Source organism: Natrialba chahannaoensis JCM 10990, assembly GCF_000337135.1.
Lineage (GTDB): Archaea > Halobacteriota > Halobacteria > Halobacteriales > Natrialbaceae > Natrialba > Natrialba chahannaoensis.
On sequence record NZ_AOIN01000021.1, the window covers coordinates 41110 to 62962 of the forward strand.

Here is a 21853-nt window from a genome sequence, read left to right on the forward strand (position 1 = left end):
GACGTCATGAGGTGTTCCGATGAGTCCTGAACTGGATAACCATCCGCGGTACTCACCACGGTTTACCGTCGAGATCGGCGAGCAGACGTTTCAGGAGCCGGGTGGCCGGATCGCGGATCTCGTGGTCGAGACGACCTTCGAGGGCGCAGACCGGTTCTCGTTTGCGTTAAACTATCCGTTCGACGAAGAACTGGATGAGTTCGCCGGTCTCTCTTGGGACGATTTCGACATCGGAACCGATGTCGACATTTCGATGGGGTACGGCGACGACGGGCAGTTGACTCCATTGTTGAGCGGGAAGATCCAGTCGATCACCGGCGAGTTTACGGTCGATCGCGGCCCGTCGGTGCAGGTTGCCGGCTACGGATTGCTCTGGGAACTGATGCAGGGAACCCGGTCTGACTCCTGGTCGGAAACGACGGTTGGGGCGGCCGTTGAGGACGTCCTCTCCTCGTACTCCTTTTCGTCAGTCGTCGTCGAACGTGCGGACATCAAACGCGAGAAGCTCATTCAGAACGACTGTAGTGACTACCGGTTCGTTCACGACCTCGCCGCAACGTACGGCTTCGAGTTCTATGCCGAACGGGAGACGGTACGGTTCGTACCGCGGTCCTCGGCAGTGACCGATGATCCGATCGACGAACTCTGGTACGGGGAGGCACTGCACGACTTCTTCGGTGAAATCACCCAGCAGAGTCAGACGCACGAAGTCGAGGTTCGGTCGTGGGATGTCGGGAAGAAAGAGGAGATCATCACGACTGCGGGCAGTTCCAACGCAAAACACAAGGAGGTTTTCAGAGTACCAGCTATGTCACGCGATGAAGCCGAACGGATTGCAGAGACGAAGCACAACCAGTTTTCGGACGGGATCGTGCAGGCCCACGGCGAAACTGACGGTATCCCCGCCCTCCGTGCGGGTGAAACGGTCCGATTCGCCGAGCTTGGGTCCCGTTTCTCGGGGACGTACCACATCACGAAGGCGACCCACCGGATGGGTGCTTCGGGCTATCGAACCACGTTCGAGGCAGTGGAGGTGCCATCGTGAGCCGACCGAGTGTCTTCGACGGTGAAACCTCCGATGGCGGTATTCAGGGCGTCGTTGTCGGCATCGTCACCGACAACGAAGATCCGAAGGATCTCGGTCGCGTCAAACTCCAGTTCCCCTGGCGTGACGCCGACGACGAGAGCTACTGGGCCCGCATTGCGACACCGATGGCTGGCGACGAATACGGCACGTACTTCCTGCCTGAAGTCGAGGACGAGGTGCTCGTCGCCTTCGAGAACGGCGACATCCACAACCCATACGTCGTCGGCTCGCTGTGGAACGGCAAACAACAGCCTCCCCAGCAGAACGACGGGAAAAACGACGTTCGAGAGATTCGCTCCCGATCCGAGCACTCGATCGCGTTCGACGACGGCGAGGACGGTAGTATCACCATCAAGACCAGCGGTGGACACGAAATCGTCGTCGACGACTCGAAGAACACTGAGACCATTGCGATCCGTGACGACGACGGGAAGAACGAACTCACTCTCGACAGTTCATCGGGCACCGTCTCGATCACCGCTGATGATGAACTCGAGTTGTCTGCGCCGACGGTTCGGATCGACGGCTCGAAAACGGTCGATATCGACGGCGGCACGTCCGTCGAGATTGCGAGCAAGAATACGATTGACCTCTCGAGTAAGGCGCGACTGGATATCTCGAGTAGCGGACTGATGGGGATCGATTCGACGGGGCCGTTGACGATTCGTGGCGCGATTATCCAGCTCAATTGAGCAGTTGTATCGAACGATGAGTGTTCACAGAGCACAGGTCAGAGACCGTAGATCACAGATCTGTACCCGAACGTGAACCTGAAATCGAAACGGAAACGGAAGCGGAATCCAATTCAGATCCGAATCTAAATCCATGAAACCAGCAGCACGACTCGGCGATGCGACCGCACACGGCACGCCGTTGACTGGCACAGCGAGTCCGAACGTTCTGATCGGTAAGCGCCCCGCCTGGCGCGCGCTTGCCGACGTCCACACCTGTCCGCTCTCCTCCGGGCCAGTCCCACACGTTGGCGGAACCGTGGCGGTCGGTAGCACCAGCGTTCTGATCAACAAGATGCCGGCGGCGAGAATGGGCGACAAGATCATCGAGAACGGCCCGCCGAACACGATCGTTGCGGGCTGTCCAAGCGTTCACATCGGCTGAACTATGGCAGACGAATTCCTCGGCACCGGTTGGCAGTACCCGGTCACGTCGGACCACCGCGGCGACGTCGAACTCTCGAACGCCGAAGGCGACATTCAGGAGGCAATCAGAATCATCCTCGGTACGGCGAAGGGCGAACGGATCATGCGCCCGGAGTTCGGCTGTGACATCCACGACCACGTCTACTCGGCAGCCTCGCCGGCAACGTTGAATCTGATCGAGAGCAGCGTCCGCGAGGCGCTCGTCCGCTGGGAGCCCCGAATCGATATCGTCGACGTCGACGCACGAACTGCCACGGACGATCCGAATCGCATCCTGATCGAGATCGAGTACCACGTTCGGTCGACGAACAGCCTGTCGAACATGGTGTATCCGTTTCACATTACGGAGGGCGATGGGTGATGGCACGCCCGCTTCACCGTCGCGGAGGGACGGACGACTATGCGTGAAGGGCCGACGATCGACGACCGGGATCAGGAGGAACTCTTCGAGACGCTGCTTGACCGCGCGGACGCCTACACCGACGCGTGGGATCCCCACTCCGATGACGTCGGTCGAACGCTGCTTCGCATCTTCTCGACGTTCGAATCCGACGTCCGCAACCGGCTGAACGAGGTCCCCGAGAAACATCTCCTTGCGTTCCTCGATGCACTCGATTTCGACCGTCGGCCGCCTCAGGCAGCCCGAACACCGCTTTCGTTCAGCGTCTCGACCGACCTCGATCGCAATGTCCCAATTCCGGGTGGAACACAGGCCGTCGCGGATGCAGGCTCCGGTGATACACAACTGTTCGAACTCCCGCAGGAAGGTGGGTTCGAGGCGACGCCGGCCAGGCTCACCACCGTCGTCGGCGTCGACCCAACGACCGACCGAATCGTCGACCACAGCGATGTACTTGAGGACGAGTCGAATACGCTGTTCGTCGGCGACAACCGACAGTCGCACGTCCTCTATCTTGGCCACGAGACCGTCCTCACGCTCGCAGCCGGCTCCTCGCTGTCGATTTCGATACAGCTAGACGCCGCCGCAACCGCAACCTCACCTACGGCTGAGGAGTTTTTCGACGCAACCAGCTGGGAGTACTACGGCGAGGACGAAACTGGAACCGAGGGCTGGCATCGCCTCGAACGGGCAGGCGACGGTCTCCACCTCGGCGAGGACGCCGGTGTCGAAGCCCTCCAGGAGCAACTCGAGTCCGATCTCTCGCGACGCGAGGATGCACCCACCGACGACACCGCCGCTGAACGGACGTTCCGGCTTCCAGGACAGACACTCGAATGTGCGGTCAACGAGTGTGAGAGTCGCTGGATTCGGTGTCGACTCGCCGACGAGACGGCTGTCGTGTCGGCGGCGCTCGAATCTGTGTCGTTGCATGCGGCGAGTAACGGTGAGGATGGCGGGATGGAACCGGATATGCTGTTGTCGAACGACGTGCCGCTGTCTGCGGCTGACGGGTCGATCAAACCGTTCGGACGAATTCCACAGCCACCGGCGACGTTCTACGTGGCTTGCGAGGAGGCGTTTACGAAGCCGGGCGGCGTGGTCGATCTCGAGTTTGCCTCGGTTGGGAGTGTGGCTACCAATGGCGATAGCAGTGGCAGTAACGGTGGCAATAGTGATGGCGATGCTGGTGGAGATGGGTCTTCTGAGGGCCACGATCGAACCGGGGATCACAATGGAAACGGCTCCGGGGTTGGCGATGATGCATCTGTGGGGCCGGACGCTACGGATGCAGGTTCGGAAACCGATGGCCTCATGGCCGGGTCAACTTCGTCGGATGCTCTCGGCGGCACGGAGCAGTCGGCGGCTGCGGGTATCGGCGTGCTCGGCGGTCCGCCTCGCCTCTCCTGGGAGTACTGGAACGGCGACGGCTGGACGCGTCTCGACGGCGTCGAAGACGGGACTGCAGCGCTCTCCTCGCCTGGAACTGTCCGGTTCGAGGTGCCCGAGGACATCGCGCCGACGACGGTGTCCGGCCACGACAACGTCTGGATTCGGTCGCGACTGGTCAGCGGGAACTACGGCCAGCCGTCGTTCGACGTGACGCGCGATGGAAGTCGGACGATCACCGACGAACCCGATCCGCCAGTCTTTGGTGACGTATCCGTCCAGTACGACCGCGGGAGCCAGCCCGCCGAAACGGTATTTCGGTACAACAACGCGGCCTTCAGTCCTGACCTCTCGGCCCAACCGGACTCCATTGTGCCGTTCGTCGACGTACCCGACGACCAGCAGACGCTGTATCTCGGCTTCGACGACGTACTCGAGAACGGTCCGCTGTCGCTGTTCGTCACGGTCGAAGATACGACGTATCCACGCTCGTTCGATCCGGGAATCGAGTGGGAGTACTGCGACGGCGTCCGACGCGCCGGCGGCACCCACGCCGCCGACGGCTGCTCGTGGTCGAAACTCGACGTTCACGATCGGACAGGCGGCCTGACTGAGCGTGGCATCGTGACGCTGACCGTTCCCGACTCGACGACTGCGGTCGAGTTGTTCGGACACGAACGCCACTGGATACGGGCGCGAGTGACGAAAGACAAGTTCGAGACGCAGTCTGGTAGCGTGTCCTCGGATGCTACCGTCCCGTTTGGCGCTGACGATGGGACTAAGACTGGCGCTGCCACCGCGTCCGCAATCGAAGCCACTGCCGCGAGCGGTGGTGACTCGAGTAGAGCGGCGGACGCAGTCGATGGGACGCCAGCAGGCGTTTCCAGCGATCGGACCAGTACACCGCCCGTTCTCGATGGCCTCTACCCGAACACGCAGTGGGCGTACAACACGGTCACTGTCGAGGAGGAACTCCTCGGCTCGAGCGATGGGTCACACGAGCAGTCGTTTCGCTGTTCGCACGCTCCCGTGATCGATATCGAGGTCTGGGTCGACGAACTGTCGACGCTATCGGCGAGTGAACGCCGCCGCCTCGCGGAGGAGCGACCCGACGCAGTCACGACGGAGTATGATGCCCGCGGCGAGCCGACCGCCTTCTGGGTGCGCTGGCACGCGGTCGATGACTTTCTCGACTCGACGCCAGCGGACAGACACTACGTCGTCAACCGCACACTCGGCCTCATCTCCTTCGGTGACGGCGACCACGGCGCAATCCCGGCGGCTGGGCAGGACAACGTCCGTGCGACGTACACGACCGGTGGCGGTAGCGACGGCAACATCGGCGCGAAGACGATCACCGATCTGAAGAGTTCGATCGCGCTGGTCGAATCGGTCTCGAACCCGCTGCCGGCCGACGGCGGGGCCGACATCGAATCGACGGACGCGCTGGTCTCCCGATCGACGAACAGCCTCAAACACCGCGGCAAGGCAGTGACCGCGAGCGACTACGAACGAGTCGCCGCTGCTGAATTCCCGGAACTCGCACGGGTGACGTGTGATCCATCACTCGAGCACACAGCCGGCAGTTCCGCCGCACAGGTCACCGTCCTTATCGTTCCACACACCGAGCGAGAGAAACCGGTGCCGTCGCTTGCGCTCAAACACCGTGTTCGGGAAACACTGACCGAACGCGCGCCGGCATCGCTCGTCGCCGCAGACGACACGGGTATCGTCGTTCGCGGCCCGAACTACGCCGACCTCTCGGTCGACGTAACGCTGGAAGCGACGGCGGTCACAAGCGTCTCGTTGCTCAAGGAAACGATTCAGCGCCGGCTCGAGGCGTTTCTCCACCCGCTGTCGGGTGGCAATGGAGATGGCTGGGCGTTCGGCACGCTCCCAACTGTCGACCAGCTCAGTTCGGTCGTCGCCAATGTCGACGACGTGGCGGCCGTCCTCGAGTGTCGCGTGCTCGTCGAGACGGGTGCCGACCGACGGCTGTTGTCAGAGTACAGTAGTCGGTCGTTACCCCGTGATACGCTCGTCTGTAGCGGCTCGCACCAGGTTTCGGTGACGGTTGGGGAGTCGGATACGGGCGGTGCTGTGGCTGCGGATTCGACGTCGAGGTCGAACTCGAGTACAGCGGTGTCGACACGAGACTCGAGGAGGGAGTTCTGAGGATGAGTGGCTGTCCTCGGCCCACGGTGGGCGAATCAGTGCTTGAGCCTGTCGATCTCACCGGTCTCAGCGACACCAGTGAGTACGGCACGTGGAGGGATGTTTGCTGGAGTCGGCGAGGACGACGAGCACAGCACACGACCGACAGACGGTGAGAGAGACACGAACACAATAATGGGACTGGACATACCGGAACTCGACGACCGAACGTATGACGAACTGCTCGAGCAGGCGACCACACTCATTCCGGCGTACTCGAGTGAGTGGACCGATTTCAACCCGCATGATCCGGGAATTACGATTCTCGAGGTCCTCGCCTGGCTCACCGAAACGCACACCTATCAGCTAGACCAGATCACCGACGAGCATCGAGAATCGTACCTGCGGTTGATCGGCTACGAACGCCGCCCGCCGACGCCGGCGACAGCCCGGATACGGCTCGATCCGCCAAGCGATGCGGCCGGTGCGCGACTTCCCGCAGGAACGCCGGTCGCCGTCACTGACGGGACGGAGAGTGTCTTTCAGTTCGAGACAGACTACGAACTGACGCTGACAGCAGCCAGCATCGACCGCGTGATGACGGTCGACGAAACGGGGGCGACCGATCATCGGAAGGCAAACCAGACTGATGGTATGTTCTATCGTCCGTTCGGCGACACCGTCGATCAGGGAGCCTGTGTCTACCTCGGATTCGACCGCGATCCGTTCGCGATCGCCGACCGCCTCACGCTCGCTGTCGCCTATCACGACGATAACCTTCCGGAGCCGTCACTGGGTACTGACACTGATGGCGACCGTCCGACCTTCTCGCCGTCTGTCGATCTGGCTTGGGAGTATCACAATCCGGAGACAGGATACTGGCAGCCCCTCTCGGTCGCCGTCGACGAGACCAATGCGCTGTATCGGGACGGCCACCTCGAACTTGTCGTCGACGAGGCGACCACTGACAGTAGCGATCGTCCACGATCGGCCGCTGAGGGAACGCTTCCTGAGACCCCGCCACTTGAACTCGACGACACGGTCTGGCTCCGCTGTCGCGTCGACACGCCCGACTACGAGTTCCCGCCACAGCTCGAGACGATCAGTACGAACGTCGTCACCGCGAGTCATAACATCTCGATCATCGACGAACAGCTTTCGCCGGTCGGTGCCGATGCTCGTGGTGCTGGCGGCGCTGCCACAACGAGTACGCGGAACACGGACACGACACCGATCCTCGACAGCCAGACGTACGCCGTCAAGCACACCCCCGTCCTGTCGGCATCCGTTCGCGTTGACGGCGAACGATTCGTCGAAGTACCTGACTTCGTCGCTTCGGGGCCAAACGACCCACACTACGTCCTCGACCGCACGCGTGGCCACATCACGTTCGGCGACGGCGTTTCCGGGTGCGTTCCTGACCCCGATGCGACGATCACCGCAGACTACGTCGCCGGCGGCGGCACTGCAGGTAACGTCTCCGATAGCGCGGTCTGGCGGATCACCGACTCGAGTACGTCCTTCGACTCGAGCTCGGACGTAGCGGTCTCACCGACCGATCTCGAGATCACGCCGCTCGGACCGGCGACCGGCGGAACTAACCGCGAGAGCGTCGCGGACGCACTGCGACGGGCCAGACGCGACCGCCGCCGAACGCATCGAGCTGTGACGGCAGACGACTACCGGGCGCTCGTTTCGCGTACGCCGGGGCTCAGGATCGGACGGACGAACGTTGTCGTCGAGAGCGAGGGGACAACCGTGGTCGTCGTTCCTTACGCACCAGTCGACGTTTCGAGTCCAGAGCCAAGTGACGGCTTTCTCGAAGCGATTTACAGCCATCTCCGAGAACGGACGCTGCTGACCGACCGCGTACACGTGACCGGTCCTCAGTACGTCCGACTCGAGTTAGACGTGACGGGGCGGACGCGTCCACGGTACACCGGCGGTGGGTACGAGGCGGCGATTACGGAGGCAGTCGAGTCGTACCTGCATCCGCTGTATGGCTACGACGGTTCGGGGTGGCCGTTCGGCCGAACACTCGAGAGCGAGGAACTGATCGAGGTGATCGAATCGGTCGATGCAATCGACCAGATTTCGGACGTATCAATGACCGCCTACGGCGGGACGGCACTCGATGGCCGGGTAATCTCAATCGACGACACGTCGCTTTTCACCGTCGAAACGGTCACCGTCGATCTTCGAACGGCAGACGATGGAGGGTACTAACCATGGAGTTTTCGTACGCAACAACGGCAAGCGAGGCCGACTGGGAGGAGTGGGTAACCGATCACACGGAAGTCGCGGACGGAGGACTCACACTAGCGAGAACGGCTTCGATACGGGAATCAACGCTTGGTGAATCCATCGTCGACCTCGCTGTCGATCCAACTGGTGTTCTCTATACGCTCGATGCTGCGGGGCGACTCTCACAGTACAATCCACGTACCGATTCGCGCCAGCGGTTGCTCGATAGCGACGATCTGTCGCTCGACGAGCCGCGAGCGATCTGTGCCAGCGAGAGTCGCGTCTTCGTCGCGGGAGCGGACGACGAACGGATCGTCACGGTTTCACCGCGGCTTCGAAACGAGACTGGGGCGCTTCAATCGCCGGTGGCAGCGCCGGTCGAACTCACCTTCGATAGCGGGACGATTTACGTCCTCGACGGCGACGAACGCATCGCGTGTCTCGGGACGACCGAGGAACTCACGGTCGACTGGTGGGTCCGATCACCGGCCGACATCGCAGTCGCCGACGACCTGCTGTACGTCCTCGATAGCGTCGATGCCTCGCCGACCATCCGATTGTTCCGGGGCGAACGCGAAGTTCGGAACGACTCGTATCCACTCTCTAGGGACGCGTTTGCGATCGATGGCAATCGATTTGTCCCGACCGCAATCGCCGCACCCCGTGGTTCGCTCGTCCTTGCAGGGACTGTCCACGGTGAACGAGGCCCCACGCACGGGCTCTTCGAGTGGAATGAAACAGCGGGCGAGTTCGAACAGCGACACGAACTCGAGGCCCGCTGTCGACGGCTTATCAGCCGGCCACTCAGCCACAGCGATCGACGTGTCTTCTACGCGCTGGTCGGTGACCAGCGCGTCTGCTGTGCCCTCCAGGAACGCCAGACCGTCGCATCTCACCCTCACCGCGATCGTCACGTTGGGCTAGCGTTCCACCGGTACGACGCTGGCGTCGACGGTATTTCTTGGCATCGTCTCGCACTCGATCTTGCTCGCTCGTCTGCGAGCACACAGGTCCGGCTTCGATACTACGCGACCGACAAACCAACTGTTCTCCCGCTCAACGGCGACGATTTTGAAGGCGGTGAAGACGGCCAAGACGGCGAAAACAGTAACGACAGCGAAAACCATGAAGTCGACGATCCCACGAACCAGCCCGATCTCGGTGCACTCGAGAAGACGGCTCGCTCGACGCTGCAGTCCATCGACGTCGACTCGGTGTGGGAACTTACGAGCACACCCGCCGCCGAACTCGCGGATAGAGACGAAGACGGGGAACTCGAGACAACCACCGTTCGGTCCTGGCAGGAAACGGCGCGACGAGAACTCGCTGCTCATGCCGAGACGACGTGGACGCTCGTCGACGAAATCGATCCCGAGGACATCCTCTTGCGCGAGGCGAACGGCCGGTACCTCTATGTCGCCGTCGAACTCGTCGGCACTCCAACCGCTGCGCCACGAATCGACGCCGTCACTGCCTACTGCCCTCGCCAGTCCTACCTTCGATACCTGCCGGAGCTCTATCAGAACGACGATCGGTCGGCACAGTTTCTCGAACGGTATCTCTCGACGTTCGAGACCTCGTTCGTCGATATCGAATCCGAGATCGAACAGCTTCCTCGCTACTTCGATCCGGACGGAGTTCCGAGTGATTCACTCGCCTGGCTAGAAGACTGGCTCGCGGCCGACGAGTATCGCGACTGGCCCGAAAGCGCCCGTCGAGAGTACCTAGCGCGAGCACCCGAGCTGTACCAGAAACGGGGTACCAGAGCAGGGCTCCGTGAAACGCTCGAGCTCTACCTTCGGCACGCGAATCCACGTGGCGGTGTCAGCGATCCTGCTCACCGAGCGCGACCGGACGAATCGGCCACGACGAACGAGGTCTCCGATCTCGAGGCGTCTTCGGGTCCATCCGTTGGCGACCTCGAAACCGGTCACCGACTGTTCTTCTTCGACGCGACGGATTTCGATCGGGCTGACGGCACTGCCGTCGAGCGAGAGTACGGATCGATGCTCGCTGGCGATCGGTCGTTCGCGCTCTTCTGTGGCCCCTTCGACTCTGACGCCGAACGGGATGCTATCGAGCGGATTGTTGCAACCGAGAAACCGGCACACGTTGATGCACGGGTACTTGCACTCGACGATGAGTTCGTCCTCGGTGATCGGACATTCCTCGGACTCAACAGCGCACTCCAGACGCGGACGTTCGCGATGGGCGAGGCGGTTCTCGGCGAGGATACCGTTCTCGCTGGTCCGGATTCGATGTAAGTATGGTACACACCTTCGACTCGACGACACCGGGGTCGATAGGATTCGAACCGACGATTCACTGTACCGACCAGAAGTGATTTCAGACCAAACTGAAAGTCAAATATCGGACGTGTTAGCTATTTTCTCTCCTGTATTGAACGTAGCGTCATGGGACACGATGTGCCACTTCCACGGCGAACTGTCCTGTCGAGCGTTAGTGCAGTCGCCGTCGGGTCTATCGCAGCGACAGCAACAACGGCACGGGACTACGATCGACCACGAACAATCGTCGAGAACGGTATCGAGTTTACCAAGTGGGACTGTACGCGCGTCATCGTCGACACCAACCGTGACGACCTCGCCGAGGTCTGGGTACAGGTGCAGTATATTGCCGAATATTGGCGTGAGGAACTCGACACGACAACACATATGGAGCGTCTCACGGCGACCTACTACGGCGACGGGCTAGATATCAATACTCACCGACGTGTGCCAATTGAGGGTGCGTACGCTGGTTCTGATCGGCTCAGCTGGACGATTATCCGTGATGTCACCGCTGTCGATCAGTTCGGACGGGAGATCGCTTCTGTTGAATGGCCAATCGAGGAGTGGGACTGTGTTGAGATGATGGAAGAAACTATTGGCGAGATCTAAAGAAGACAGCGAGAGTTCCACGGGTCACCCGACCTGTGGTTGTTTACCAACGTGTGGTTAGTTGGGTTTTTTCGCGACTTTATGGACATGAATTCTGTTTGCCACAATCGTAAAATATTCGTCTAGATTGTTGATACACCCGGTCTGGATAGGGGTTGGAGTATAGTATTGAACGCCAAATCATCTAGGCTGGAGAAATTAGGATTGTGTTCCCTCGAAGAAACACATTCAGAGTTTTGAAGTTCTGTGGAATGTGGGGGTTCCTCACGGTTTTTGAACTTCTGTGGGGGATGCAACCGCTGCGGATACGCTTTCCCAATCTGCAAGTCGCGTCGCCGAAGACGGAAGCTCCCCTCCTTACGGAACGAGCAGCGATAACCGCGAGTGAGTCGGTAAGGGTGGTTCACTCGATCGCAGATAGGATACACAGTAGTTGTTCTGAGTACTAGTTCAACCTATTGTACTGTCGGAATGACTTTATCGGTATTGCCGTTGAAGCTCATCTGGAAAGACTCCGAAGACTTCTTCCCCGATCAACCACGTTCATCCATGCCACAACACGTCCTCGTTCCGATCGACGGATCGGATCACGCCCACGCCGGACTGGAGTATTGCCTCACGTCGTTTCCTGATGCGTCACTGACTGTGTTGTACGTCGTCGACCCCACATACGATCATGAGGCAGCGGTCGGTTCCCAAACAACGTTACATGAGCACACCAAGGAACGCGGAGAGCAGGTTCTCGAACGTGCGGCGAGACGCGTTTCTGATTGCGATCGTGACATAGAAACGATACTCAGAACTGGACAGCCACATACAGAGATTCTGTCCCTCGCAACTGGTGATGTCGATCACATTGTCCTTGGTAGTCACGGCGAGTCACCAATTACGAAGCCGTTTCTCGGTCGCGTGAGTGAAGCAGTCATCCGGCGGACACCCGTTTCGACCACAATTGTCCCCGAATCGACGACAGCCATTCGTAACCGAGATCTTCCCGGAGACGTTCTCATCCCAGTGGACGGCTCAGCACAAGCCGATGCCGCGCTCGCATACGCACTCGAGACGTTTCCGGACGCAACCCACACTGTCTTCCACGCCCTGTCATTCCCGTTCGATCGTCCTCGGTCGGAAGTCGAGGGAACATATCTCGAAGCAGTCGTGACCGACCGCGAGGAGCAAGCCGAGGAACTATTCGAATCTGCAACCACGCTCTCAGACGAACTGGGATCATCGATCGAGACAGAAACCGCAGACGGGTTGCCAGCACAGTCGATACTCGAGTACGCAGAAGTGAACGCGTGTGATCAGATCGTGATGGGGGCTCACGGTCGCTCGCTCAGGGCACGACTTCTCGGTTCGGTTGCGGAACGTGTCGCTCGCCGATCCCCGCGGACAGTGACGCTTGTTCAGGGTGATCCCCGGTCGAGGACAACGTGATCAGTAACCGAACAAATCTGGGGGGTGTATTAAATGGCAAATCGTCGTAGGAGTCGCCGCATGACCATTCGGTTTGCTGGTGTCGATAGCACTGAATGGGGCTATCTCTCCTTGACGCTACTATCTGCACTCCTCAGAGTGTCTGCTTTCGAGATGCCAGTGTACATATCGGACTTACATTCCAGCAGTGACGACCTGTGTTCTGCTGAAGAAATCGACGACCGAACTCACAACGGGGGTGATTCAAATCGACGTTTAGTGGACAGACTCGCTGCGACGGGCGATCCGCGGTGCGACGGTCACCGGTATATCTCGTGAGGGATCGAGGCTGAAGACGAGAGCGGAGTGAGTACCGACAACAACGGATCGATGTCACAGTCAGAATACGACGACCGAATCGAACTTAGCGCTGGCAGCGACTGGCACTCGCGGCCACTCACAGACATCTATGCGGAGCTGGAGACGTCCGAAGAAGGACTGGCGGCTGCACAAGCCCGTGAGCGACTTGAGCGCTACGGCCCGAACAAGGTCGAAGCCGAAGCGGGAACATCGCTGTTACGGATTCTCGTTGAACAGTACTCGTCGGCGCTGATCTGGGTGCTGATCGTCGCCGCAATTGTGATGGCTGGGGTTGGACACACGATCGACGCGGCAGTCATCACGGGAATCGTGATCTTCATCACACTGTTCGGGTTCGTCCAGGATTACCGAGCCGAACAGAGCGTGCAGGCGCTGAAAGAGATGTCGACGACCTACGCGATCGTCAGGCGAGACGGCGAAAAACGGGAACTTGATGCCACGAAACTCGTCCCTGGTGACGTAATATTCGTCGAATCGGGTGATATCGTGCCGGCCGACGCTCGTCTCCTCGAAGAGTCAAATCTTCGCGTCGACGAGGCGGCGCTGACTGGGGAAAGTGTCGGCGTCTCAAAGGAAACCAACCAAGTCGATGAGGGAACATCGCTGGCCGAGCGAAAGAACACCATCTACAAGGACACGGTAGTTGAGCGAGGCTCGGGAACGGCGGTCGTCGTTGAGACCGGTCCTGAGTCCGAAATCGGACAGATAGCGACGGCACTCGAGGAGGCTGAAGATCGGGAAACGCCGTTTCAGACCGAAATGGATCGCCTGGGGAAGATCATTGCCGGCGTCGTTGTCGGCGCGGTCGCGATCATCGCAGTTGCAGAGCTCATCGTTGGTGAGACAGAGCCGCTGCAGGTGTTCCTGACGGCTGTCGGTATCGCCGTCTCCGCGGTTCCTGAAGGACTGCCAGCGGTCGTCACGCTTTCGCTCGCACTCGGGGCCCGCCGGATGGCCGAGCAGAACGCGCTCGTCCGCCGGTTGCCGATTGTCGAAGCGCTAGGTTCAGTTGATGTTATCTGCACCGACAAGACCGGGACACTCACCGAAGAGGAAATGACCGTTCAACGGATCGCTGCCAACCGCGAGGTGTACGAGGTGACCGGTTCGGGCTACGATACCGAGGGAGAATTTCTACAGGATGGCGAGGCTACAGGCGAAGCCCAAGTTGCCGAGATACTCCGCTGCGGAATGCTTTGCAACAACGTTGACAGAGGTACTCGAGAGCGCGACACAGATGGTGACGAGACAGGGGTCGCTGACACTGAGCAAGAGGAACGAACGTACCTCGGTGATCCTACCGAAATCGCACTGTTCGTCGCTGCCCAGAAGGCTGGCTTCGACCACGAGGAACTCTTTGAAGCGTACCCCCGCCTTGGCGAAATCGAGTTCACATCCGCACGGAAACGCATGACTACCGTCCACGAGACGCCCGACGGTGACCCCGTCGCCTACATGAAGGGGGCACCCGAGACCGTCCTCAAGCGCTGTGACCGAGAACTCATCGACGGCAGCTTCGTCGAACTCACGGATGAACGCCGCGAAGCGATTGAGGCTCAGAACGAGGACTTTGCCGAGGACGCTCTTCGTGTGATGGGGTTTGCCTATCGGCCCGACGTACCGACTGAGCAGGCGACACGTCCGGACGAGACAGTAGAGCATGACATGGTCTTTCTCGGCCTCCAAGGAATGCTCGACCCGCCACGACCGGAGGTGACCAACGCGCTCTCCGGATGTCTCAACGCCGGAATCAATATCGTGATGATCACCGGTGATAACGCTGTCACTGCTCGTTCGGTCGGCGATGAGATTGGGCTCCGGTCGGTGACAGTGATTTCAGGACTCGAACTCGAGGAGATGTCTGACGATCGACTCGCGGAAGTCGTCGAGGATGTCGACATATTCGCGCGAACGTCGCCGGACCACAAGACTCGAATCTTACAGACGCTGCAGGCGGAGGGACACACGGTAGCGATGACTGGCGACGGTGTCAACGACGCACCGGCCGTAAAAAACGCCGATGTCGGCGTCTCGATGGGGATTCGTGGGACCGACGTCACCGAACAGGCCTCCGATATCGTCCTGCTCGATGATAACTTTGCTACCATTCGGGATGCAGTCAAGGGTGGCCGACGTATCTTCGACAACGTCCGAAAGTTCGTCAACTACCTGCTGTCGGGAAATGGCGGCGAGGTCACGATGATCTTTACCGGTTCGATGTTGGGATTCGGACTCGTCATTACGCCGATCCAGATCCTGTTCATCAACATCGTTACCGACGGCATTCCAGCCCTCTCGATGGGCGTCGATCCGCCCGCAAAAGACATCATGGACAGAGATCCGAGGCCGCCGGACGAGGGCGTCATCACGGATCGGATCGTCACGTCGATCGTCGGTATCGCCGTCTTCATGACGATCTGTCTTCTCCCACTCTTTACCCTGAACTTCTACGGTGAACTCGTGCCTGGATATGACGTACTGGAGGCAGTCGCTGGCTGGAATCCTGGCTACGAACCGAGCCGGGAACTCGCACAGACGGTGGTGTTCACCGGATTCGTCGTCTTCGAGATCGTCCGCATTCAGGCGATCCGCTACCGGTACGGGCTCGGACTCTTCACGAACCGCTGGCTCGTGATTGCGGTCGCTGTCGCCGTAACACTCCAGTTACTCGTCCTCTACACGTCGACCGGCCAGCTCCTGTTCGATGTCGAACCGCTTGCACTCGTTCACTGGCTCCAGATCGGCGTCGCCGCGGTCGTCTTTGCGCTCTTGATGTCTCTCTTTGTGAAGGTCCAGGACCAGTACTTCGAGCGGTATTGAGCGGATCTGGCGCGGGGAGAATGTCGCATACAGTGCCCAAGGATGTACAGGGGTGCTCAGACCCGAGAAGGCATGCAAGAACAGTTTCGTCTACCCATTCCCGTGCAACGGTACTCACAGATCGGGTGGATACTCGCCAGTCTTCCGATATTCGGAGACGACAGCCGTGAACGCGACGACGTGGAGGACAACCACCAGGACGATCATCGCGAGGTAAATCAGGTGGAGCGGGTCGTCCGAGGGAAATCCCATCTCTTCGTACGGCCGGAGATACGCCCGATCGTAGCCGTGGACGGCCACGAGCCAGAAGATGACATACGTCCCATGGCTCTGGTGCCACTTCCACGCTTTTGCACCGAGATAGTCGTAGGCCCAGTTGTTGGAGGTAAACGCCAGCACGATCGCGATGAGGACGGCAACCATGGCACCGAACGCCCACGGACTCATATCGACGAGATACCCGACCACGTTCCAATCGCGCGCCCAGAAGACGAACACGACGTGGACGACCGACCAGATGGCGAACCAAATACCCAGTTCTGACCGCCAGTTCACGGGAAAATTCCCCGAAAACTGACGTCTGATCGACGGCCGGATACGCACCAGCGGGCCGATGATCATCACGAAAAACAGTATGAAGAAGGGGACGGCGGCGACGACTCGCTGCCCGCCGTATCCGACGACCCACAGCAGGACCGCGACGACGATGCTTCCGATCGCTACGCCCAAATGGTGCGTGAGTTCGTTATTGGTATCTACCGTCATTGTGTATTCGTGTCACCCGGGTGTGATGATTCAGACACCGATCGCTTCAATAAAACTATGCCTACTGACAGGCCCTATATAACCCGTTCCCGAAACTCGTCGAGATGTTTCACCCCATAGACCAGTTTGATCGAGTCGCTCGCTGGCGTGGCCACACAGGTCAATCGGAATCCCTTCTCTTCTACCTCCTCGTCCGAGAGACTGCGCTGAATATCCATCTCGAGTTCCCCCTCAAGCAACACGGCTGTACAGTTCACACAACCACCAGCCCGGCAATGAAACGGCCAACTGTGGCCGGCCGCTTCGGCCGCGTCGAGGACGTACTCGTCGCGCGACACCTCCAAGGTGCCGTGTACCGCCTCATCGAGGTCAGCGTCTGCAGCACGTTCAAGGAGGGCGTCATCCTCAAGCGACCAGCCACGGTCGTCGATAACCTGATAATCGAGGTATTCAACGGATACCGTCTCGTCTCGGGGTGCGCTGATGCCGATCACCGGGACACTTGCAAACCGGACGATGCGTTCCGTCGTACTCCCGAGGAGATAGCGCCGCAGTCCGGTCTCACCGTGCGTTCCCATTACGATACAGTCAACATCGAACGTTGCGGCAGTTGCGAGGATTTCCTGATCCACCCGCCCACTCGGAATCGATACGTCAACGACGTCCAGTTGCGACTCGTGAAGGAACTCAAGCGCATCGTCAACAGGATCAAGGCCAACCTCGACCTCATTCGAGAGGTCGATCGTTTCGGTTCCCTCGATCGGTGATTCAGCGTTCACGTGGACGATGTGCAATCGTGCACCCGTTTCGACCGCGAGGTCGACAGCGTGTTCGAGAGCAGTCGCTGCACTATAGCTTCCATCGGTGGGAACCAGGATGCGCTCAAATCCACGCTTGGCCGTCGTCTCTTCGTGGACTGTCGCGACCGGAACTGACGACTCCTGAAGAGTCTGTTTGGCGACGCTGCCGAGCAGGAATCGACCGAGTCCACTCCGCCCAGTCGTCCCCATCACGATTAAGTCTGCGCCGTGTTCGTCAGCCGATACGAGAATCTCTTCGTGAACGCCATCGCCCTGCTCACGAACCTCGGTTGTCACTTCAAGACCGTGATCTTCCGCTCGGTGGCACAGTTCGTTGACCGCCAGTTCACTCTCGCTTTTATCGTCGTCGACGAGTCCCTGTTCGAGAACCGAGAGGATGTGTAGCGTCGCGTCGAACTGCTTTGCAATTCCGACTGCGTACCTTCCAGCGTCTGTTGCGACCGTACTTCCGTCAGTCGGTACGAGAATCGTATCATACATTGCGGCAGTCCTACCACACTCAAGTGAAAATAACTACAGTCTCTTCTTCTTCTTGATCAGTAGGCAGCGAATGCCTCCCTGTCTATGGCGTGTACGCTTCTCTATAATATCGGGAGACGTGAACGGCAACTGGTAGTGTTGCCTGTGCGGCCACAGCTGGACCCCTAGAACCACGACGTCGACGTCACGGATGAGACCTCGGTCTACCCTCTTCGATGTCTGCCCTGTATGGGAACACAGTTGCTGGACAGCGATGGAAACAGGTGGCATCCTACTGACGCGATACCGGCCCGTCGGCTCACGAACAGGCACTCGAGTTCGACCCTGAAATAGACGCGTCACGTCACCACTGAGACAGAGACTATAGTAGCCACTGCAAGTCACTGCACACCTGATTGCACGACTGCTGCGCGATCAGTGTGTAACTAGTTGCAGTTGTTACTATAGCCGTCGACCAGTGATTCGCATCTCACCGTGCTTATCTCAGTGGTGTGTAGTGCNGCGATCAGTGTGTAACTAGTTGCAGTTGTTACTATAGCCGTCGACCAGTGATTCGCATCTCACCGTGCTTATCTCAGTGGTGTGTAGTGCATGTGAATGAGAATGCCCACCGCCTATTTGGTATTGTTCAACGAACTCGCAGGTGGGACCGACCCTGATCGTACTGCCTGACGAGTACCCCCAGCTCCAAACACCATGAATATCGAAGACATCGTTTCGGAAGACTACATTGAGTTCCCCGCGGATACCACCGTCTCGAAACTTGTCGGAACGTTCGCGGATTCAGACGTCAGTGGCGTCGTCGTCCGTGGCGACGAGTTCGAAGGAGTCGTCACCCGCAGACAACTTGCAACGTCACACCGCCAGCCGAACGAAAAACTCGGCTCGCTGGTCTGGCATGTTCCTCGACTGACTCCCGACGAGGACGTTCGGAAGGTCGCACAGTTGATAATCGACAGCGACTCCCAGCTGCTGCCGGTCTTCAAGAGCGAAGAGTTACACGGTGTCGTCACTGTCAACGACATCCTCGAAGCGGTACAACCGTACCTCGATGCGGCAACGGTCAGTGAGGCAGCTTCGACCGACCTGCGTACACTCTCCCCAGACTCTCGGCTCGGCGAGGCAGTGAACACGTTCCGAGAACACCACATCACACACCTACCGGTTGTCGAAGACGGAACGACAGTCGGTATCTTAAGCCTCTACGATGTCACGGATCTGACGGTCCGGGCCGAGGTCCAGAGTCAGGGCGGGGACGCCGGCGGTGTGGACCCGTTCGGCGGCGAGATCTCCTCGAGTACGGCCCGCGCTCGCCGCGGTGGGTTCGGTGCGCGAGAGGGAGAACGTGAGCGCATGCTCGACCTCCCTATCCGAGACGTGATGACGACACCGGTTCGAACCGTGTCGCCGTCCGAAACGCTTGAGGTGGCCGTCGAGGAGATGTTCGAAATTGATGCCTCGTCGCTCGTTGTGACCGACGACGGTTCGCCCCACGGCATCGTGACGAAAACTGATGTGCTGGACTCGCTCACCTGGGAAGCCGGCGGCAACCGTGGGGTCCAACTGTACGGCGCTAGCCTGATCGACGACCTCTCCTACGACGACATCGTCACGATGATCGAGAAGTTCGACGACCGAGATCACGGGATGAACGTTCTCGACGCGAAGGTTCACCTACAGGAGCACAACGAAACGCGACGCGGTCGATCACTGCTGCTCGCTCGTGTTCGTCTCTACACCGACAGTGGACTGTTCATCGCGTCTGGGGAGGGTTACGGCGCTAAACATGCGCTAAACGAGGTACGGGAGGTACTGGAGCGCCAGATCCGTGACGAGAAGACCTATGGCCGGAGCAAGAAACCGCCGGGTGAGGAGTTCTGGGAGAAACGTTTCGGCTGGCTGCTCGAAGAGTAAGGTGGTAGGTCGGTCGAACGGTCGGCCGGTGTTACCAGCGTTGATCGGGGAGTCGGCCGGCGCAACTAGTGTACCAACGCGTCAGCACACCAGCGCACCGGAGAAGTACAAGCATGCCGGCACCGACGCGAACGCGAACAGCGTGGGATGGGCGTTCCTTCGCCTGATGACCGCACCTCATCTGACGACCGTGACGGGAACCGTCGCCCGTTCGACGATCGACTTTGCGACGCTGCCGATCATCAAATCCGTTCGCTCGGAGCGGCCACGGTGGCCAACGAAGAGCGCATCAAACTCCTCGGCGTAGTCCGTGATCGTCCCCACCGGATTACCGTACAGCAGTTCGGTCTCGACGCTTGCCCCGTGTTCCTCGGCGACGCGTTCGGCCTTCTCGAGTACGTCCAGACCACGCGCTTCGGCGTCGTCGAGGCGTTCGATCACCAGCCGGTTGTCGGCGTCCCCAAGACCGCTGATCGGTTCGGTGCCACCCTCCTCGAAGACTGATGGATCGACGGAGTGCACGGCTGTAACCGAGCCGTCCATCGCCTCGGCGACGTCGATCGCGTGGGCGAGCGCGTTCTTCGAGGCGTCGGAGCCGTCGATTGCGACGAGACAGTGCATGATAGTACCGTCGACTCGAACAGAGTTAAACGATGGCCCCAGTCAGTGCCCGACGGTTCGCTCAAACGGTTGGGTGGTCGTTGCCGTCGGCCCGAGGGAACTATCTGTTCATCCGTTGACCGTTTCTGCGATACGGTACCTCGAGATAACTGTCCCCAGAGATTGTCGACAGGCCGTTCTCGCCGCCCTCGGCGACGAGGGAATCGAGTACGTCATCGCCGACGAAGCAACCGCTAGCGTGATCGAGGACGCGGCGGTCGTGCGGTTCTCGCTCCCCACGCCAGCGGTTGAACCGGTACTGGATCGGCTGCCCGATGTCGGACTCGACGATGTCCGCGTGGTGGTGATCGACGCACAAACGGTCGTTTCCCAGGAATTCGACGAACTCCGTGAGCAGTACAGTTGTGGTGGGGTGCGTGGCGAACGAACGTCGAGACAGGTACTGCGGACCAAAGCTGACGCGTTTATGGGCGTGATGATTGCGGCGGCGCTGATCCCGCCTGCGGCTGCCGTCGGAATCACGACTGTCTGGGGAATGTACGGCGCGGCGCTTGGAGCGTTCGTTCTCGTGGTCATCACCTCCTTTCGATTAACCTCACCGCACTGGTCACACTCTGGGTTGCTGAATACCGGTCCCAGAAACAGGGGCGGAGGCTGTTCGAAGTATAGCCACCTACATGGCAGTCTTCGGGCTCGCACTAACCGCTCTCACCGCCCCGCTGATTGGTAGTACTCTACTTGAGTTCCAGACGACGGAACTCACTCGACGACCGACGAGGTAGTGACGGAGGTGCTTGAGGACGCCCAATACGATGAGCTCGAAGCAGAGTCGGTCGAAGTCGTTCTGGACGACGAGTATCCCATCCTGTCAGTCGAGCGCGTCGCAGCAGAGACCCAAGAGTCAGACGTCGTCGAACTCCAGTACACTGTCGGCGAAGAGCGGGGTCAACCGACGAAGACGTGTTCTTTCAGACGGTCCATTCGGAGTAGTGACTGTCGATTTGCAGTGTCTAACAGCGGTTACGGTACTGATGTGTGCCACCCGATCCGTTCTGTGGCGCTTTCGAGGACTGTAGGCCAACGGCTAATCCTTAGGGTGTCGACAGTTCCCGTCAGTGGCGTGAGCGGCAAGTCAGAGTGGATTCGAGTAGAACGCCGTCAGTTGGCGACACCGGTTCGATGACGTGTTGGTGTGGAACTTGCAAACAAACGCAACCATGTTGTCTGGGGTTGATACTAACCGGATAGCTGCAGCACTTGATGTGTCACCGACTCCGCTGATCAAGTTCTTGACTGGCGAGAAC

Annotated in this window: 15 protein-coding genes; 12 read left to right on the plus strand and 3 right to left on the minus strand. The window is 59.6% G+C overall.

What is annotated here, in order from left to right; all coding sequences use genetic code 11:
- Positions 1 to 19 precede the first annotated feature (19 nt).
- The 10 genes from C482_RS02590 (at position 20) to C482_RS02635 (ending at position 15948) form a co-directional block, all read left to right on the plus strand.
- On the plus strand, positions 20 to 1045 hold the full coding sequence (locus C482_RS02590) for a phage late control D family protein (RefSeq protein ID WP_006165842.1): 1026 nt from the start codon (positions 20 to 22) through the stop codon (positions 1043 to 1045).
- The gene (locus C482_RS02595) at positions 1042 to 1779 is read left to right on the plus strand and encodes a phage baseplate assembly protein V (protein ID WP_006165843.1); all 738 of its coding nucleotides are present in this window, start codon (positions 1042 to 1044) and stop codon (positions 1777 to 1779) included. Before C482_RS02590 ends, C482_RS02595 begins: the two co-directional genes overlap by 4 nt.
- A gap of 133 nt (positions 1780 to 1912) precedes the next feature.
- A complete protein-coding gene (locus C482_RS02600) occupies positions 1913 to 2203 on the plus strand; it encodes a PAAR domain-containing protein (protein WP_006165844.1) in 291 nt (96 codons plus the stop codon).
- A gap of 3 nt (positions 2204 to 2206) precedes the next feature.
- Positions 2207 to 2605: a GPW/gp25 family protein gene (locus tag C482_RS02605; protein ID WP_006165845.1), complete on the plus strand. Its 399-nt coding sequence runs from the start codon at positions 2207 to 2209 to the stop codon at positions 2603 to 2605.
- A 39-nt stretch (positions 2606 to 2644) separates the two neighbouring features.
- A complete protein-coding gene (locus C482_RS02610; protein ID WP_006165846.1) occupies positions 2645 to 6208 on the plus strand; it encodes a baseplate J/gp47 family protein in 3564 nt (1187 codons plus the stop codon).
- Positions 6209 to 6382: 174 nt separating this feature from the next.
- Positions 6383 to 8413 carry a putative baseplate assembly protein gene (locus tag C482_RS02615; RefSeq protein WP_049896420.1) on the plus strand — a complete coding sequence of 677 codons (2031 nt, stop codon included), beginning with the start codon at positions 6383 to 6385 and terminating at the stop codon, positions 8411 to 8413.
- Positions 8414 to 8415: 2 nt separating this feature from the next.
- Complete coding sequence (locus C482_RS02620; protein WP_006165848.1) at positions 8416 to 10695, plus strand: phage tail protein; 2280 nt, start codon at positions 8416 to 8418, stop codon at positions 10693 to 10695.
- A 150-nt stretch (positions 10696 to 10845) separates the two neighbouring features.
- Positions 10846 to 11331 carry a hypothetical protein gene (locus C482_RS02625; RefSeq protein WP_006165849.1) on the plus strand — a complete coding sequence of 162 codons (486 nt, stop codon included), beginning with the start codon at positions 10846 to 10848 and terminating at the stop codon, positions 11329 to 11331.
- A 549-nt stretch (positions 11332 to 11880) separates the two neighbouring features.
- Entirely contained in the window at positions 11881 to 12768 is an 888-nt protein-coding gene (locus tag C482_RS02630; RefSeq protein ID WP_006165850.1) for a universal stress protein, read from the plus strand.
- A 369-nt stretch (positions 12769 to 13137) separates the two neighbouring features.
- Positions 13138 to 15948 (plus strand): cation-translocating P-type ATPase, encoded by a 2811-nt coding sequence (locus C482_RS02635; RefSeq protein WP_049896413.1) that lies wholly within the window; start codon positions 13138 to 13140, stop codon positions 15946 to 15948.
- A gap of 114 nt (positions 15949 to 16062) precedes the next feature.
- Here the strand turns inward: C482_RS02635 and C482_RS02640 are convergent, their stop codons facing one another.
- Together C482_RS02640 and fer are read right to left on the minus strand one after the other, a co-directional pair.
- Positions 16063 to 16713, minus strand: coding sequence for a cytochrome b family protein (locus C482_RS02640; protein ID WP_006165854.1), 651 nt, complete (start codon positions 16711 to 16713; stop codon positions 16063 to 16065).
- A 74-nt stretch (positions 16714 to 16787) separates the two neighbouring features.
- Entirely contained in the window at positions 16788 to 18014 is a 1227-nt protein-coding gene (gene fer / locus C482_RS22595; protein WP_006165855.1) for a ferredoxin Fer, read from the minus strand.
- Positions 18015 to 18710: 696 nt separating this feature from the next.
- On the opposite strand from fer, the gene C482_RS02650 reads away from it, so the two are divergent.
- Positions 18711 to 19928, plus strand: coding sequence for a CBS domain-containing protein (locus C482_RS02650; RefSeq protein WP_006165857.1), 1218 nt, complete (start codon positions 18711 to 18713; stop codon positions 19926 to 19928).
- Positions 19929 to 20105: 177 nt separating this feature from the next.
- Here the strand turns inward: C482_RS02650 and C482_RS02655 are convergent, their stop codons facing one another.
- Positions 20106 to 20549 (minus strand): universal stress protein, encoded by a 444-nt coding sequence (locus C482_RS02655; RefSeq protein ID WP_006165858.1) that lies wholly within the window; start codon positions 20547 to 20549, stop codon positions 20106 to 20108.
- 115 nt (positions 20550 to 20664) lie between these two features.
- Here C482_RS02655 and C482_RS02660 point away from each other — a divergent pair, with 115 nt between their 5' ends.
- Positions 20665 to 21279, plus strand: coding sequence for a DUF389 domain-containing protein (locus C482_RS02660; RefSeq protein ID WP_394295527.1), 615 nt, complete (start codon positions 20665 to 20667; stop codon positions 21277 to 21279).
- Positions 21280 to 21853: the final 574 nt, after the last annotated feature.